A 17,617-nucleotide genomic window follows, 5' to 3' on the forward strand; every position below is an offset into this window, starting at 1 on the left:
AAAAAACCGACCCTTTGCGGATCGGCTGCATTTACGCATTTACCTGTTTACGAAGCGCTTTTCGTAGAATTTTCCCGGTCGTATTCTTTGGTAGCTCTTCAATGAACTCTACAATGGTTGGACACTTGTATTTAGCAAGGTGCTCTCCACAATAGGTTAACACATCTTCTGCTGTCATCGTCTGTTTCGTGACAATAAAGGCCTGGACAGCCTCGCCAAAGTTAGGATCAGGAACTCCTACTACTGCAGCCTCGATGATATCTGGATGCTCGTAGAGAACTTCTTCCACTTCCCTTGGATACACATTGTACCCACCAACGATTACCATATCTTTTTTTCGATCGACGATATAGAAGTAGCCTTCATCATCCATACTGGCGAGATCCCCAGTAAAGAGCCATCCTCCTTTAATTGTAACCGCTGTATCTTCAGGCATTTTATAATAACCTTTCATTACATTCGGGCCCTTTACAGCAAGCTCTCCGACTGTCCCTGTAGGTAGTTCCTGCCCCAGTTCATCAACAACTTTATTCTCAACATTCCTAATGTTTGTACCAATAGATCCGGCTTTACGAGGACGATCTAGAGGGTTAAAACATGTGACAGGAGAGGCTTCTGAAAGACCATACCCTTCCGAAATACGAACATTAAATTTCTTCTCAAATCGGTGCAGGAGAGCGACTGGTAAAGAAGAGCCGCCTGAAATACAAATGCGTATATGGTTAAAGTACTCTGCACGTCCCTCAGGAAATTGATATAGGAAATTATACATAGTTGGAACGCCTGCAAAGATCGTAGCTTTATACTTTTCTGCTACACGGAAAACTTCTTGAGGACTGAATTTAGGAAGGATGAGGAGTGTTCCGCCTGAAATAAGCGGTGCATTCATGACAACAGTCATACAAAAAACATGAAACATCGGTAAAGCTGTGATCACAACATCCTCAGAGGTAATCTGTAAGTAGGCTCCTGTATCTGAAGCATTGCTATACAAATTATTATGGGAGAGCATTGCGCCTTTAGGTTTACCAGTGGTTCCTGAGGTGTAGAGAATAACCGCGAGATCATCTTCAGCAATAGACTGTTCTGGCACAGTTCCACCATTGTCTTCAATCATAGTTGTAAACGTTTTCAATTTTGTATTTGAAATAACCTTCTCTTCTGTTCCTTCACCTGTGTATGCAACAAGGGCAATATCTGGTAGCTGGTTCGTCATTTTTTCAACAAGAGGAAGAGCCTGTTCAAGCATAATGACTGCTTTAACATCTCCATTGTGAAGAAGATAACCTATCTCATCTGGTGTATAGATCGGATTGATCGGAATGACTACTGCGCCTGCTCGAAGTGCGCCATAATAACCAATGAGAAACTCCGGAGAATTACCAAGAATGAGAGCAACATGATCCCCCTTTTGAATTCCTTCTGAAGATAAGCTAGCCGCAAACATTGACACTTTATCGTCAAGCTGCTTGTACGTAACCTCTTGATCCTCAAAAATATAAGCCTGTTTATCCGGATAAGTTTTTGCCGTCTCTGTCAGTTTCTGAGTTAAGTTCATACGCTCTCCTCCTATGTGAATGAATAATCATTCATTTTTAATTTTCTAAATATATTATATTGGAAGAAAATTTCTCTAGCAAGGGGAACAGACAAAACTTCATAATAAAGTGAACATTTCAGACCTTTAGGGGCAGTTAACCGCACCTAAACATCCTGAATTTGACCTGCGTTTTGAAGTGGTGGTTTTAATGCGCCTTAAGGGTAGTAGGGTGAAAGCGTACAAAAAATCGCAAACGCCCGTATATACGGGCGTTTGCGTAGTGTTTATACCCCATCATCAGGAAACTTCTTCTTAATCCTAATCGCACTTCCTATTAATAGAGAAGATTAATAAATTCTTCTTTTGTTATGTTACCAAAGTAATGTGCAACATTGATATCAGAAAGTGCTTCTTCAAGCGAGCCAGGTTCGTAGCGAACACCTGATAGACGTTCTTCAATTTCGTTTACATCACCAACTCCAAAAAAGTCTCCAAAAATGGTGGCCTCGTTAATATACCCTTTCTTCACCTCAAGGCGAACATCAATTGAACCAATCGGAAAACGTTTTGAATGCTGAACATTAAACCTGGGTGAACGGCCATAGTTCCAGTCCCAATTTTTATAACGTTCCTTTGCAATTCTATGAATAGCAGACCAATCTTCTTCTGTTAATGTATACGAAGGAATGCGATCCTCTCCTTCAAAAATATAATGAAGAAGCGTTTGTTTAAATTCCTCCCGTGTCATTTCCTGATCCATATGCTCACTGATATTTGTAACTCTGCTTCGAATCGACTTAATACCCTTTGACTCAATTTTCTCTTTGTTTACTTTAAGTGCTCTCACGACATTTTCTAAATTGACATTAAACATGAGCGTGCCGTGGCTATACATTCTTCCTTTTGTAGAAAACTGTGCATTACCAGAAATCTTTTTACCATTAACGAGAAGGTCATTTCGCCCGCTAAGCTCTGCGTCTACTCCTAACTTTCCAAGTGCCTTTACAACTGGATCGGTAAACTTCTTATAATTATGAAAGCTATTTCCATCGTCTTTTGTAATAATGCTAAAGCTCAAGTTACCCTGATCATTGTAAACAGCGCCTCCACCTGATAGACGCCGAATAACATCTACTTCATTTTCACGAATATAATTCGTATCAATTTGTTCAATCGTATTCTGGTTTTTCCCTACAATGACGGTAGGATTCATGGAGTAAAATAATAGATAGGTTTCTTCTGGATCAAGTTCTTTAAGAATATATTCCTCAATTGCAAGGTTAATCCCTGCGTCCATAATGTTCTCATTATCGATATAAAGCATGATGTTCCCTCCTGTTCATTCTCTTTCTATTCTAATGAATTGCGCTAGCGGAATCAAAAGCTGTTACTTATGACCCTCGTACAAAAGTATGAAAAATGGAAAGCCTCCTACCCGTTCCTACGTTTTGCTCTACGAATATTGTAAGCAAACGTATTTATGAGGAGGAGCATTATGAAAATTGTTTATTATGAAAAAGGTGAAATCCCTGTAGTTGTAGGGGCTTCAAACCTGAATTCAAGCCTGACTATAGAACAAATCAAATCTGAAGGCGAAAAGAAATCAAAGGAACTAGCAAGACTACTCGGCCGAGAAATTGGATTTTTGATGGACATGAACGGAAAGTTGGACGCTACATTGGGTGAGTAAAATCGCTTAAAAGGCCTGAAGGAAATTCCTTCAGGCCTTTTCTTACTCTACGGATTCCCAAACTAGCCCTGTCGAAGCCAGTTTAACCTCTCCATCAAAATGCTTTTTTGCGTCTTTTTCTAGCTCTGAAAGGTCTCCAAAATGAGGGAGATGAGTTAAGATCAAGGTTGATACGCTAGCTGCTTGAGCGATTGTTGCCGCATCCGTGCTATTCATATGACCCATTCCTGAACCGTCCATGTCACTGTAAAGATTACACTCCGAAATAAGGAGGTCCGCACCTTTTGAGAATGTTTCAAACTCTTTTATATAACTGGAATCAGCTGTAAAGACCATCACATGCTCTCCATCAGTAATCCTCATCGCATAACATGTTACAGGATGCTTCGTTTTTAGAAAGGTGATCGTAAAGGGCCCTATCTCGAGCTGGTCTTCTTCTCTGTAAGACCTTGCTTCCGTGTAAGGCTTATGATCAAGGCTTTGAAAGGCAGCTTCATCGTAGGGGTGACTGTAAATCGGTAGAACAGGAAGCTCTGCGTTGATTTTGGACTGAATCAGTCGTCCGTGGTACAGCACGCCTGTATCCGCAATATGATCTGGATGATAGTGACTAATCACAACACCATCAAGATCTTCGACTCGAAGATAATGCTGAAGCTGCGATAAAACACCGCTTCCGCAATCAATAAGTAAATTGCACCTATCATGTTGGACGAGATATCCAGCACTTGCTTCCCCTGCTTTAGGATAACCTCCCCAAGGTCCAAGAATTGTTACCTTCAAAACGTTTCACTCCCCTGTTTCTTCTTTTCTAATAGAGCGCGCGCGGTATAGTGATCTGTTACAAGAATATTCGCATACCCGCCCTGAAGCGCACCATATACTGCGTCCACCTTATTTGGACCACCCGCAGCCAGAATCGATTTTTCTTTTCGAGACAATTCTTCAAGGTCAATCCCGATCGTCCGGTCATTGAGCTCTTTATGAATAAGCTTTCCCTTTTCATCAAAAAAGCGTGAACAAATTTCACCAACCGATTTAGAATGGATCGTCTCCAGTTCTTTTTTAGAAACATAATCGGCTTGAACAATGACAGAATCGTTTGTTGGAATGCCTACACTAAAAAGGGCGATATTTGCATTCATTCCCATATCCAGCACTTTACGAATATGTCTGTCCTTCTCCATTGTTTGCTTAACTAGAAGATGATCCACAATCGCCGGAACTGGCAAAAAATGACTTGTCGCGTGAAAAGCGCGACTCAGCATCTGGATCACTTCGTACGCATACGTATTTGTTTCCGAATAGCTGATCCCACCATTTAACTGCACCACTGAAACATTTTTCAAAAGCTTATGGCGCAAGTTTTTTCCAATTTCATTTAGCGTGGTCCCCCATGAAACACCAATTAAATCATGATCTTGAATAGTAGCGTTCATATAAGCCGCCGCTACTTTTCCAATATGTTTCTTCACAATAGCATCGTCAAATTGAGGGACAATCGCTACTTTCGCATCAAGAAGACTATACGCTTTGGCGAGTTCTGCAGCGAGTAAATCAACATCTTGTGAGGGGTCGTGAATGGTGATCTCGACTACACCTTCCGCTTTCGCCTGCTTTAGTAATCTGGAAACAGTTGGTCTCGAAACAGAAAGCTTCTTTGCGATCTCCTGTTGACTGTAATCCAACTGATAATACAAGCGGGCTGCTTCTACTACTTTTGCGAGTTTATCTTTATCCATAGCAACACCTGTATATTCAAATATTTAACTGCCTTTTTCCTCGGTAAGAAAAAGGCTTTCAGAAAGACCATTTTCGCCTTCTGAAAGCCTCTCACTGTCAAGTTTTTATCTCCCCTTAATGAGCCATAAAACACTCACTCCGGGAAATGCCACTTTACCTTGATAGCATTGCTTTTACTTTATTTACAACGTTTTCTGCTGTAAAGCCGAATTCTTTTATAACTGTATCACCAGGTGCCGAAGCTCCGAAACGATCAATCGCAAGAATGTCACCTTTTTGACCAACGTATTTATCCCAGCCGAATGATACGCCCATTTCAATACCAAGACGAGCTGTTACATTGTCAGGCAATATGCTTTGTTTATAATCAGCTGACTGCTTGTCAAAGCGATCCCAGCTTGGCATGCTGACAACCGAAGCAGAGATACCGTCTTTTTCAAGAAGCTCCTGTGCTTCAACAGCAAGACCCACTTCAGATCCAGATGCTAGTAGGATTGCTTCAGCGTTATCTCCGCCTGCAACTACGTATGCACCACGTTTAACACCTTCGTAAGCTTGTTCATGTGAATCTGTCACAACTGGAAGGTTCTGACGAGAAAGCACAAGGGCTGTAGGTTGGTCAGTTGATTCTACAGAAAGCTTCCATGCTGCCGCTGTTTCATTCCCATCAGCTGGTCGAATAACAGATAGACCAGGCATTGCACGAAGAGACGCAAGCTGTTCAACCGGTTCATGAGTTGGGCCATCTTCCCCTACAGCTACGCTATCATGAGTGAATACATAAGTTACCGGTACTCCCATTAGAGCAGAAAGACGTAGAGCTGGACGGAGATAGTCAGAGAATACGAAGAATGTCGCACCAAAGATTCGAAGACCTTTATGAAGGGCGATGCCGTTCATAGCTGCAGCCATTCCGAATTCACGAACTCCGAACCAGATGTTGCGTCCGCTGTAATCCGCCGGTGAGAAGTCCTGTTCGTCCTTTAACATTGTTTTGTTAGAAGATGCAAGGTCAGCAGATCCACCGAAGATTTGCTTGTTGTTTTTGGCAATTGCATTTAGAACTTCTCCAGATGCTGCACGAGATGCTGTACTCGTTCCTCTTTCATAAGAAGGAATTTCGCTGTCCCAGCCTTCAGGAAGTTCGTTATTTAGAGCTGCCGTTAATTGCTTAGCAAGCTCAGGATATTGTGCTTCATATTTTTCGAAAAGCTCATTCCATTCCTGTTCTTTCTTGCTTCCAGCTTCTTTAAAATCAGCAAATTGGCCTTTCACTTCTTCAGGAATATAGAAATCTTCATCGAATGTCCACTTGTAATTTTCTTTAACAAGTGAAATTTCATCTTTACCTAATGGTGCACCATGGGAGGTGTTTTTGCCACCTTTATTAGGTGAACCATACCCAATTGTAGTTTTCACTTCAATCAATGTTGGTTGTTCACTATTACTTTTCGCTTGCTTAAGAGCATCAGCAATAGCAGCCATATCATTGCCATCTTCAACTCGGATTACCTGCCAGCCGTAAGCTTCATAACGCTGTTGGACGTTCTCTGAGAAGGACTGATCAAGATCACCATCTAGAGAGATATCATTGGAATCGTACATCACAATAAGACGTCCCAACTTTAAGTGTGCTGCAAGTGAGGCTGATTCTGAAGATACACCTTCCATTAAGTCACCATCACCACAAATGCTGTAAGTATAATGATCAATAATATTAAAGTCATCGCGGTTATAAGTTGCAGCTAAATGACGTTCAGCCATTGCCATTCCTGTTGCCATTGCAAGTCCTTGTCCGAGCGGACCTGTCGTTGCATCAACTCCTGGAGTTTCACCATATTCAGGATGTCCTGGAGTATTGCTTCCCCATTGGCGGAAAGATTTTAGATCATCCATTGTTACGTCATAGCCGAACAAATGTAGCATGCTGTATAGAAGAGCTGAACCATGTCCTGCAGAAAGAACAAAGCGATCACGGTTAAACCATTCTGGGTTAGATGGATTGTGATTCATGAACTGACTCCATAGCGTGTAAGCCATAGGTGCAGCTCCCATCGGCATACCAGGATGCCCTGAGTTTGCTTTCTCAACCGCATCGATTGCTAGCGTACGAATCGTGTTAACCGCAAGTGAATCCATTTGAGTCGTTGTCATATGTATACACTCCTTCTTTTTATATTGAAATTTAGTAAAAATAGCTTTGAACAAATGTACATCACTTATTATACAATACAATTCAAAAAAGAAAAAGGAAACCATTCACATTTCTAGTCTCACATCACAAGATTATCTTCCCTCGAAAAGACATTTTCAATCCTAATCACCTCACCTGATAATGAATGGGGATGATATTATGTTCCCACGCTTCCATATTGGCAGCTTGCTTTATGGACTACCAGCATTAGATATATTGAATGTAAGGCATGATCTTTTATAATGAAATAAATAATTGGTATAATGTAATGTACGTCCATTTACCTCCTTATTTAGCCAGGGAACTATGTCGAGAGGAGAAACAAGTTACGATGAGCATTATTCAAGTTAAAGATTTAAAGAAATCATTTGGTGATTTAGAAGTTCTAAGAAATATCAACACAGAAGTAAAGGAAAAAGAAGTGGTTTGTGTAGTTGGTCCTTCAGGATCAGGCAAAAGTACGTTTCTTCGTTGTCTGAATAAATTAGAGGAGATTACAGGAGGCAGCGTCGTCGTCAATGGGCACGATATTGCCAACCCTAAAACCAACATAAATAAGGTTCGTCAGGATGTTGGAATGGTCTTTCAGCATTTTAACCTTTTTCCACATAAAACAGTGCTTGAAAATATTACCCTTGCACCTCTAAAAGTAAAAGGTGATGGTAAGAGCAATTCAGTCAAAAAAGCGCAAAACTTGCTTGAAAAGGTTGGTCTTAAAGAAAAAGCTAACAGCTATCCAGGTGAGCTTTCCGGTGGTCAAAAACAGCGTGTAGCTATTGCGAGAGCTCTTGCCATGGAACCGAGTGTCATGCTGTTCGATGAGCCCACTTCTGCACTTGATCCAGAAATGATTGGTGAAGTTCTTGAAGTCATGAAACAGCTCGCGAAAGAAGGCATGACGATGGTCGTCGTGACACATGAAATGGGCTTTGCTCGTGAAGTTGGTGACCGTGTTATCTTCATGGATGGCGGTTACATTGTTGAAGAGAATGTTCCTGAAGAGCTATTCTCAAACCCTCAAAATGAACGCACTAAAGCTTTTTTAAGCAAAATTCTATAACAAAGCGTGCAGGGATTACCCTGCACGCTTTGTATATGGCCATTTTTGAAGACTATAACGATCAAGTCATGAGAATTGCCAGCATCGGGAATGTTGTTGGCATTTCTCACAATTTTTCTTCGTTATCAATGACATCAAATATTTTCCTTGATTCAAATAAATCAACAACTTGATTTAGCCATTCATAATATCCGAGCGCGTATGACATTTTATCTAAATCATCTTCCACTACTTTTCTTTCCTCATGTACTACTTCTTCTTCCAGCACTGCCAAAAGCTCAGCAATGGACTCTTTGCATGCATCCCGATTCATTTCAATTCCTTTACGCCAGTGAATACAAAAGAAGTCTGTAAATGTTTGATACCAATCTGATTTTACCTCGTAAAGATCTTTACGCTCACCTTTTTTCCATACTTTCTCCACCATATTTAGGTCAATTAAAGTCCGGACACCAGTCGACATACTAGTCTTGCTCATTTGAAGCTTATCTTTCATATCATCAAGAGTCATTGGGCCTTTTTCAAAAAACATTGCACCATATAACCTTCCTACAGAAGGCGTTACACTATAAATGTCCATGTTTTTAGAGATGGAGTCGATGACTCGCTCTCTAGCATTCTCAACTCTACTATCCTGCAAACTATACACCCACTTTTACTATCATTTGTCTTTTCATAGTTTAGTGTTAACCAGATAAAATGTAAAGTTTACTTGTGAAGCTTGTAGCATGTACTAGCATTCTAGACGAAACTTAAGGATATACCTGTTTAGTTTGTACAGTTTTTTCTGTATGTACTGAATTACCTGAATTTGCCCTCTCACGCCGGTTGTAGGATGAAGTACCTAAACTCTATACTTAATAAGCCGGTAAAAAAAGACTAGTAAATGACTGATTATCGTAAATTTCGACATATTTCAGTGATTTTTGTAACTTTAACCGTTGAATTTTGAAATAAAGGTAGAGGTGAAACTATGGAGAAAGCCAAAATTACTGTAAAAGATGTAACAAAAGTATTTGGCAAATCGCCCAAACAAGCAGTTAAGCTGCTAGATCAGGGCAAATCAAAAAGTGACATTCTAAAAGAATCAGGAATGACCGTGGGTGTTAATCGTGCAAGCTTCGACGTTTATCCCGGTGAAATCTTTGTCATCATGGGGCTTTCAGGAAGTGGTAAATCTACACTTGTTCGATTGCTCAATCGATTAATTGAACCAACATCTGGTCAAGTTCTTATTGATGACGAAGATATCGTCAGGATGAAACCTGAACAGCTTCGAGAAGTTAGACGAAAGAAGCTCAGTATGGTATTTCAGCGCTTTGCCCTCTTCCCACACCGTACCGTACTTCAAAATACGGAATACGGACTTGAGGTGCAAAACATCGGAAAAGAAAATCGTGCGAAGAAAGCACAGGAGTCGCTCGAACTCGTTGGATTAAAAGGATATGAACATAGCTATCCATCTGAACTAAGTGGCGGAATGCAACAACGTGTAGGTCTAGCACGTGCACTTGCAAATGACCCTGATGTCCTTTTGATGGACGAAGCATTCAGTGCGCTTGACCCCCTTATTAGAAAAGATATGCAGGATGAATTACTTGAGCTTCAAGAAAAAATGGAAAAAACCATTGTGTTTATTACACATGATCTTGATGAAGCTCTTCGTATCGGAGATCGTATTGCCTTAATGAAAGACGGTTCAATCGTCCAAATTGGATCTCCAGAAGAAATTATGACGAATCCCGCAAATGATTACGTGGAACGTTTCGTCGAAGATGTAGATCTATCAAAGGTATTAACTGCCTCTCATGTTATGAAACGCGCAGAAACCTTACGAGCAGATCGCGGACCTAGAGTTGCGCTGCAGCTCATGAGAGATCAGAAACTTTCAAGTCTCTATATTATTGATAAGAAGCAGAAGCTTTTAGGAGCCATAACAGCTGACGATGCGGCGAAAGCAATTGAAGCAAAAAAAGAAATAGACGACATTTTAATCACAGATCTTCCTTCGGTAACACCAGATACCTTATTAACAGATATGTTTGTGAAGATGGCAAGCTCTTCTCTTCCTCTTCCTGTCGTGGATGAAGCCGATAAATTTAGAGGCATCATTGTTCGCGGTGCAGTTATCGGAGCACTAGCAGGCAACGAGACTGAATCGACGAAAGGCGAGGTGAGCTAAATGCAACTTTTCCCCAAAATTCCACTAGCTGACTGGGTTGATAGCTTTGTAGACATGTTAACAGATAACCTTGAACCTGTTTTTGACGGGATTACATCAGGGATTGATTGGTTCGTAGAAGGAATCGTTTCCATATTAGGGTTTCCTCCAGCATTAGTACTTATCGCCATCTTTACGATACTTGCATGGTGGTCAAGCCGCTGGCCGGTTGGGGTTTTCACCTTACTGGGGCTCTTATTAATCGATAACCTGGGTTACTGGGAACCAACAATTGAAACGCTTGCCCTTGTTTTAACATCAGTGATTATATCCATTGTTCTCGGCGTACCACTCGGTATCTGGGCATCACAAAGTGATCGTGTTAGAGGGATTATCACCCCAATTTTAGATTTCATGCAGACGATGCCTGCATTTGTCTACTTGATTCCAGCTATTCTATTCTTTGGAATCGGAATGGTGCCTGGAATCATTGCATCTGTTATTTTCGCGATGCCTCCTACAATTCGTTTAACGAATCTCGGAATTCGTCAGGTGCCTGAAGATCTGATTGAAGCTTCAAATGCTTTTGGATCCACAACGAAACAGAAGTTGTTTAAAATTCAGCTCCCACTCGCAACTCCGACGATCATGGCGGGAATCAATCAGAGCATAATGCTTTCTCTATCAATGGTTGTAATTGCATCTCTAGTTGGAGCGCCAGGACTCGGTGCGGATGTTTACCGAGCTGTAACGCAAATTAAAGTTGGTATTGGTTTTGAAGCTGGTCTTGCTATTGTTATTCTAGCGATTATGCTTGACCGGATTTCTCAAAATATAGGTAAAACAAAAAACTAAGGGGGAATTATATGTTTAATTTTAAAAAAGGATTAACAGGACTTGCACTATTCTTGTCACTCACCTTGATTCTTGCTGCTTGCGGCGGAAACAATAGCAGTGACAGTAGTGACAGCAGCGAAGGCTCAGGTAGCACAGCAATTGGTGAAGAAATGGATTATGAAATCGTTGGTATTGAGCCAGGAGCCGGAATTATGAAGGCAACAACATCTGCATTCGAAGAGTACGATAGCCTTGCAGGATGGGAACTTATCGAATCATCATCAGCTGCAATGGCTGCAGAGCTTGGTAAGGCAATTGAAGACGAGGAACCAATTATTGTTACAGGATGGACACCACACTGGATGTTCGCGAAATATGATCTTAAATATCTAGAAGATCCTAAAGGCCTCTATGGGGGAGAAGAAAACATTGAAACATTCGCACGTCAGGGTCTGAAAGAAGAGCAACCTTCTGCTCATACCATTCTTGACCAGTTCCACTGGACTCCAGAAGATATGAGTTCTGTAATGGTTGAAATTCATGATGGTGCTAAGCCTGAAGAAGCAGCTCAAAACTGGGTTAAAGAAAACTCGGATAAGGTAGAAGAATGGACGAATGGTGCTGAAGAAGTAAACGGGGAAGAAATTTCACTAGCTTACGTTGCATGGGATTCTGAAATAGCAAGTACCAACGTTGTAGCTAAAGTTCTTGAAAGCATGGGATACACAGTAGAACTCACACAACTTGATGCAGCTTCTATGTTTATCGCTGTATCAGAAGGTGATGCTGATGCAATGGTTGCTGGATGGCTTCCAATCACTCACGCTGACCTTCTAGACGAGTACGGTGACACAATGGAGCATCTTGGACCAAACCTTGAAGGTGCAAAAACCGGCCTTGTCGTTCCATCTTATGTAGAAGCAGACTCTATTGAAGATTTAAAGCCTGCTGAATAATAGATATTTAAAGCGCCTATCCTTCTGGATCAGGCGCTTTTTCTAACAAAATAAGATCTTCCATGAAAGAAAGTGCTGACAAATTTGCCAGCACTTTCTTTCATTAGTCAATAAGTCCTTTTTCTTTCAAGAATTCAACTGCTACATCTTCTGGCTCCTCGCCATCCATATCAACTTTTGCATTCATCTCAGACATTTCTTCTTCTGAAATACTGCCAGCAAATTCATTTACGACCTCTTCAAGCTCTGGATGTGAGTCAAGAACTTCTTGTCGTACAACTGGAGCGGCATAATATGGTGGGAAGAACTGCTTGTCGTCCTTCGTTGTAGCAAGGTTATAACGTGCAATGCGACCATCTGTTGTAAACGCAGGGATAACATCTACTTCCCCCTCATTCAGGGCATCGTACATAATGTTAGGATCAAGACTCACTTCATCCTTAAAGTTAAATCCATAGGCTTCCACCATTGCATCATAACCATCCTCACGCTCATAAAATGTATGGGGTGCACCAAACACCATTTCACTTGATGCTGGGACAATATCGGAGAAGGTCTCTGCTTTTAACTCCTCATTCGTTTCCGGCGTCATTGCAAGCGTATATCCATTTTCAAATCCAAGTGGCTCAAGCCAAACAAGGTTATATTCATCCTTGTATCCTTTTTTTACACGTTCAAAAATTTCATCTGCGTTTGCATCTGGATCAGCGCTTTCTTTTAATACAGCTTCAAGACCAGTACCTGTATATTCAACATACATATCAATGTCGCCATCAATCAGTGCCTGTTGAAGAATATTCACTTCGCCAATACCCGCATCTACTTCAACTTCATAATCACTGTTTGCTTTTATGTATTCTGCAAGAAGATGTGGTAGGATATATTGTTCTGTCCATGGTTTCCCTGAAATAACGATAGGATCACTTTCCTCACTCCCACTACTGCCTCCTCCACATGCAGAAAGCACCATCACAAATCCGAGCAAAAGCATCGTAACTCTCTTCAATCGAATCTCCCCTTTTATTTTTTTACTTTAACTCCCTTAGGAGTTGCTGCATTTTCTAACAGTTTAAGAATTAAATCAAATGTAAGTGCTAGAACGGTTGCTGGAAGTGCACCCGCTAGGACCAGTTCGTCTTTATTAGATGTAAGACCTCTATAGATGATATCACCAAGACCTCCAGCTCCAACAAACGTAGCAAGGGTTGCTACACCAATTGTTAAAACGGTGGCAGTTCGTACTCCAGCCATAATGACCGGAAGGGAGAGCGGCACTTCAATTTTCGTAAGAATTTGCATGTTGGTCATCCCCATCCCTCTTCCTGCTTCAATAGAAGATTGATCAACAGAAGTAATGCCAGTATAGGTGTTTCTCAAGATTGGCAGAAGTGCATATACAGTTAAAGCGATAATAGCCGTCACATTTCCGATTCCGAGAAAAGGTATTAAGAAACCGAATAAGGCAAGGCTTGGAACAGTTTGAAAAATAGAAGCCACAGCAATGAATGGTTCTGCCAGTTTCTTTCTTCGTGATATAAAAATACCAAGCGGAACAGATATCAATATGGCAATCACAATAGATATTAACGAAAGGAAAAGGTGCTCTTGAAGCGCAACAAAAATATCATCCCACCTGCTTTGCACTGTTTCAATAAACAGGACGAAAAAGTTTTCATTATTCATTCAAAGCACCCTCCTTTCCATAACTGAACTGTTCAAGCCCTGCAAGTCCACGCATCATGCTGCTTCTTGTGATTAGACCCACCAGTTTCTCGCCTTCTACCACAGGAATGTTAATCAACTGATTTTCAGCAAATTGTTTTGCGATTTCCGGATATAGCGTATTGGTTTTAACGGGTTCAATCTCCTCAATAACATCCTGAATCCGTTTCTTATCATCGCTAAAATGTTTTTGCACATGTTCAAGTGTTACAATTCCTTTATACTCTTGAGCCGGGCCAGTAACAACGAGGCTATCAACCCGGTCTGATTTCATTAATCGAAACGCTTCGGCAAGACCACGGCTTTCCTTAATAGTGGCCACCTTCTTAAACATTAAATCAATAGCAGAAGGGGGCTGTCCCATTGCCATACGCTCATCACCAATAAAGTTACGAACAAACTCATTTTTGGGATGACGAAGTAAACGATCTGGTGTATCGAACTGTAGAATTTCGCCATCTTTCATAATTGCAATTCGGTCAGCAATTTTCATCGCTTCGTCCATATCATGTGTTACGAAAACGATTGTCTTTTGAATCTCTTTCTGTAATTTAACAAGTTCATCCTGAAGCTGTTCACGACTAATAGGATCAAGCGCACTAAATGGCTCATCCATTAGTATGATGGGTGGCTCAGCCGCAAGTGCCCGGATAACCCCGACCCTTTGTTGTTGTCCCCCACTTAATTCAAGTGGATACCGGGTTCGAAACACGGACGGTTCAAGTCCAACAAGTTCGAGCATTTCATCGACTCTTTTATCAATTTTACCTTTATCCCATTTTTTTAATTTCGGGATTAAGGCAATATTCTCAGCAATTGTCATATGTGGAAGAAGTCCGATCTGTTGAATCACGTACCCTATGCTTCTTCTAAGTTCTACAGGATCCTGCTCTGAAACAGTTTTTCCATCAATATAGATTTGTCCACCACTTGGCTCGATTAATCTATTGATCATCTTCATGGTTGTTGTTTTCCCACAGCCACTTGGTCCAATTAATGTTACTAATTCGCCCTTCCCAATATGTAGATTGATATCTTTCAATGCCTCTGTGCCATCAGGAAACTTTTTGTTAACATGCTCGAATGTAATCATTCTACTCTTTCTCCTGCCTCCCCAAAATCAGTTCTTTTACCTTTTTACCCTATTATAGATATTAATTAAACCAATTAACCTGCTCTATCACAACTTTCTTACTATTACTGTAGCGTTTTACAGGAGAGTTTTCAAAGAAAAAAGCCTTCTCTGTCGACAGAGAAGGCTTTTGTATACTTCTATTCATTTAAGGCTGGTTCAAATTCTTGTTTTTTACGCGTTTTCATTTCAATAAAGAAGAATAGGATCGTTCCAATTGCAAATATCGCAGTAAAGCCTAATAGTATATAAACATTCTTCCACATGAATTCAATATCGCCGCTTGAGATAACAGCTTTTAAACCTGAAACTGTATAAGTCATTGGCAGCCATGTATTAAAGATTTGCAGTCCTTCTGGAATTAATTCAAGTGGGAACGTACCGGCACTTGTTGTCAGCTGCAATATCAAAATGATAATGGCTACAAATCGGCCGGGGTCTCCCATTGTTGTAACACAAAACTGAATCAATGCCATGTAGACGAGACTCGATACCACCGAAAATAAGAAGAACAGTGATATGCTTTGTACTTCAATCCCAAGCCCATATAATAAAACAGCATCTGAAATGAGTGCCTGAATAATTCCTACGGATAGGAGAATGCCATACTTACTCATAAACCATCCAATAGCTGAACGTGGATCTCCAGCAGGATCATGAAGTGGGAAGACGATTGACATCAATAATGCACCAACAAATAATCCAAGTGAAAGGAAATAAGGTGCAAACCCTGTGCCGTAGTTGGGAACTGAAGAAATGGCTTCGGTGTCTACATTTACTGGATCAGCGAACATATTATACGTTTCATCGTCCGCTTTCGTCTTAGATGTTTCGTCTGCAGCTTCGCCGAGCTTTTCACGAAGCTCTTCTGAACCCTCTGTTAATTTTTGTGCACCACTATCTAGCTCCTTAGATCCATCTGCTAGCTTCCCAGCACCTGATGACAATTCATTTGACCCACCTGATAACTTTGTTAGTCCATCAGCTAGTTTAGTTGAACCTGCGTTTAACTCATTCATTCCTGAGTTTAATTCACCCACTTGAGAGACTATGGAATTCCAACCGGAAGCAACTTCACTGTTCCCATTCGCAACCTCAGTTGATCCATTATGAAGTAAATCAACGCTCTTATTAGCTTCATTTATACCTTCTCCATAACTCACTAGTGCTTTTTCAAGTCGTTCTTGGCCTTGATAAAGTGCAGTAGCACCTTCCGCAAGTTGGCGTTGTCCTTCTATAAGTGCATTTACATTTGTAGACGTACCTGACAGCTTATTTGATAAGGAAGAAAAGGTTGTTGCCACTTCACCGACAGATTTTGCTGCTGAACCTGACTTTTCAGCAATAGGTTTCAGTTGACTAATTAACGCCTGTTTTTGCTCTTCAGTGTATTGGTTACTAGCTTGAATTGACTCAATCACGCCCTGAAGCTCTTTTGGAATTGCTGTTGCATTCGTCACGCCACTTGTTAATGATTGTTTCAATCCTTGAGTATCAACTTCAGGTATGGAACTCGTTTCCAAGGCTTCAACAGATGCATTTAGCCCTTCCACCAATTGCCTTGAACCGGCCTTGCTATCCTGTACTCCGACTAGAATTTTTTCTTGTCCTGATTTTAATTGATCCATCCCATTGCCAAGCTCACCAATACCATTACTCACTTGATTTGCTCCATCAGCTAGTTGTCTAATATCAGCTTGCTTATGTTTCAATCCCTCGAATAAATCAGTTGTCCCTTGACTTGCTTTACTCATCCCTGAGGCAAGTTCATATGACTTGCTTTCAGCAGAACTTAAACGGTCGCTTAATTCGATCGATCCTTCGTTAAGTTCAGCCAGGTTATCTTTTAAACGCTTTGTTCCATTTTTCAGTTCTAAAGACCCGTCTGCAATTTCTCCTGCCCCGTCGGTTGCATCTGATAATCCACCAGCAATTTCACTAAACTTGTCAAAAACAAGCTCGCTGTAATTTTCAGTGATGTTGTTCGCAATCTGAGATTTGATTTCACTAACCGCTGTTCCACCTATTTGACCGGCAAGAAAGTTAAAACTCTCATTTGGGACATATTCGAGGTTTAGCTTATCAGGATGCTCATCAAGAACCGTTGTTGATTTTTGTGAAAAATCCTCAGGAATCTTGATTTTCATATAATAGGTCTGATCTTCAAGCCCCATGTTTGCTTCTTCTTCATCCACAAAATCCCATTTAAATTCCGGTTCATCTTTTAACTTATCGACCAACTCACTGCCAATCTCTATATGTTCACCTTCAAAATCAGCACCTTCATCATTGTTCACAATTGCAACTGGAATCTGATTAAGATTTTCATATGGATCCCAGAATGCCCAAAGAAACATTCCGCTATATAAAACCGGAATAAACAAAACTGCAATAACCGGTATTAGTATTTTCTTATTACTAAAGAGCGACGCCCATTCGGAACGGAATAGTTGGGATGATTTCTTCATAATATATTTCCTCCTGTCTATATGACCATTATTCTCATTCGGTCATTTTAAAACAAAAAAAGAGTCATACTACTGTTTATTAATACAACCTCTTAAATGACCATTATATAATTT

At 40.7% G+C, this 17,617-nt stretch carries 15 protein-coding genes; 5 read left to right on the forward strand and 10 right to left on the reverse strand.

What is annotated here, in order from left to right:
- Positions 1-31: 31 nt before the first annotated feature.
- Positions 32-1,558, reverse strand: coding sequence for a fatty acid--CoA ligase family protein (locus tag ABFG93_RS08430; protein ID WP_347552285.1), 1,527 nt, complete (start codon positions 1,556-1,558; stop codon positions 32-34).
- Positions 1,559-1,874: 316 nt separating this feature from the next.
- Positions 1,875-2,864 carry a lipoate--protein ligase gene (locus ABFG93_RS08435; protein ID WP_347552287.1) on the reverse strand — a complete coding sequence of 330 codons (990 nt, stop codon included), beginning with the start codon at positions 2,862-2,864 and terminating at the stop codon, positions 1,875-1,877.
- A 171-nt stretch (positions 2,865-3,035) separates the two neighbouring features.
- Here ABFG93_RS08435 and ABFG93_RS08440 point away from each other — a divergent pair, with 171 nt between their 5' ends.
- Positions 3,036-3,230 (forward strand): hypothetical protein, encoded by a 195-nt coding sequence (locus ABFG93_RS08440; RefSeq protein WP_098446470.1) that lies wholly within the window; start codon positions 3,036-3,038, stop codon positions 3,228-3,230.
- Positions 3,231-3,272: 42 nt separating this feature from the next.
- Here ABFG93_RS08440 and ABFG93_RS08445 read toward each other — a convergent pair whose 3' ends face one another.
- The 3 genes from ABFG93_RS08445 to tkt all read right to left on the reverse strand — a co-directional run bounded on the left by ABFG93_RS08445 (position 3,273) and on the right by tkt (position 7,127).
- Positions 3,273-4,013 (reverse strand): MBL fold metallo-hydrolase, encoded by a 741-nt coding sequence (locus ABFG93_RS08445; RefSeq protein ID WP_347552289.1) that lies wholly within the window; start codon positions 4,011-4,013, stop codon positions 3,273-3,275.
- A complete protein-coding gene (locus ABFG93_RS08450) occupies positions 4,010-4,972 on the reverse strand; it encodes a sugar-binding transcriptional regulator (protein ID WP_347552291.1) in 963 nt (320 codons plus the stop codon). The genes ABFG93_RS08445 and ABFG93_RS08450 overlap by 4 nt, the downstream gene beginning before the upstream one ends.
- Before the next feature lie 154 nt (positions 4,973-5,126).
- The gene (gene tkt / locus ABFG93_RS08455; protein WP_347552293.1) at positions 5,127-7,127 is read right to left on the reverse strand and encodes a transketolase; all 2,001 of its coding nucleotides are present in this window, start codon (positions 7,125-7,127) and stop codon (positions 5,127-5,129) included.
- Positions 7,128-7,498: 371 nt separating this feature from the next.
- Here tkt and ABFG93_RS08460 point away from each other — a divergent pair, with 371 nt between their 5' ends.
- The gene (locus tag ABFG93_RS08460) at positions 7,499-8,227 is read left to right on the forward strand and encodes an amino acid ABC transporter ATP-binding protein (protein WP_347552295.1); all 729 of its coding nucleotides are present in this window, start codon (positions 7,499-7,501) and stop codon (positions 8,225-8,227) included.
- A gap of 106 nt (positions 8,228-8,333) precedes the next feature.
- On the opposite strand, the gene ABFG93_RS08465 is transcribed toward ABFG93_RS08460, so the two are convergent.
- Entirely contained in the window at positions 8,334-8,876 is a 543-nt protein-coding gene (locus ABFG93_RS08465; RefSeq protein ID WP_347552297.1) for a GbsR/MarR family transcriptional regulator, read from the reverse strand.
- 324 nt (positions 8,877-9,200) lie between these two features.
- On the opposite strand from ABFG93_RS08465, the gene proV reads away from it, so the two are divergent.
- The 3 genes from proV to ABFG93_RS08480 are packed head-to-tail and all read left to right on the forward strand — an operon-like array spanning position 9,201 to position 12,181.
- On the forward strand, positions 9,201-10,409 hold the full coding sequence (gene proV / locus ABFG93_RS08470; protein WP_347552299.1) for a glycine betaine/L-proline ABC transporter ATP-binding protein ProV: 1,209 nt from the start codon (positions 9,201-9,203) through the stop codon (positions 10,407-10,409).
- Positions 10,410-11,243, forward strand: a complete 834-nt coding sequence (choW, locus tag ABFG93_RS08475; RefSeq protein WP_347552301.1) for a choline ABC transporter permease subunit — start codon at positions 10,410-10,412, stop codon at positions 11,241-11,243.
- 11 nt (positions 11,244-11,254) lie between these two features.
- Positions 11,255-12,181, forward strand: coding sequence for a glycine betaine ABC transporter substrate-binding protein (locus tag ABFG93_RS08480; RefSeq protein WP_347552303.1), 927 nt, complete (start codon positions 11,255-11,257; stop codon positions 12,179-12,181).
- A gap of 103 nt (positions 12,182-12,284) precedes the next feature.
- On the opposite strand, the gene ABFG93_RS08485 is transcribed toward ABFG93_RS08480, so the two are convergent.
- From ABFG93_RS08485 to ABFG93_RS08500, 4 genes are all read right to left on the reverse strand, one after another.
- Positions 12,285-13,187 (reverse strand): glycine betaine ABC transporter substrate-binding protein, encoded by a 903-nt coding sequence (locus ABFG93_RS08485; RefSeq protein WP_347552305.1) that lies wholly within the window; start codon positions 13,185-13,187, stop codon positions 12,285-12,287.
- 14 nt (positions 13,188-13,201) lie between these two features.
- A complete protein-coding gene (locus ABFG93_RS08490) occupies positions 13,202-13,864 on the reverse strand; it encodes an ABC transporter permease (RefSeq protein WP_347552307.1) in 663 nt (220 codons plus the stop codon).
- The gene (locus tag ABFG93_RS08495) at positions 13,857-14,996 is read right to left on the reverse strand and encodes an ABC transporter ATP-binding protein (RefSeq protein WP_347552309.1); all 1,140 of its coding nucleotides are present in this window, start codon (positions 14,994-14,996) and stop codon (positions 13,857-13,859) included. Before ABFG93_RS08495 ends, ABFG93_RS08490 begins: the two co-directional genes overlap by 8 nt.
- A gap of 179 nt (positions 14,997-15,175) precedes the next feature.
- Positions 15,176-17,503, reverse strand: coding sequence for a YhgE/Pip domain-containing protein (locus ABFG93_RS08500; protein ID WP_347552311.1), 2,328 nt, complete (start codon positions 17,501-17,503; stop codon positions 15,176-15,178).
- Between the last annotated feature and the right edge of the window lie 114 nt (positions 17,504-17,617).

Source organism: Pseudalkalibacillus hwajinpoensis (assembly GCF_039851965.1).
In the GTDB taxonomy this organism is placed as follows: Bacteria; Bacillota; Bacilli; order Bacillales; family Guptibacillaceae; genus Guptibacillus; species Guptibacillus hwajinpoensis_E.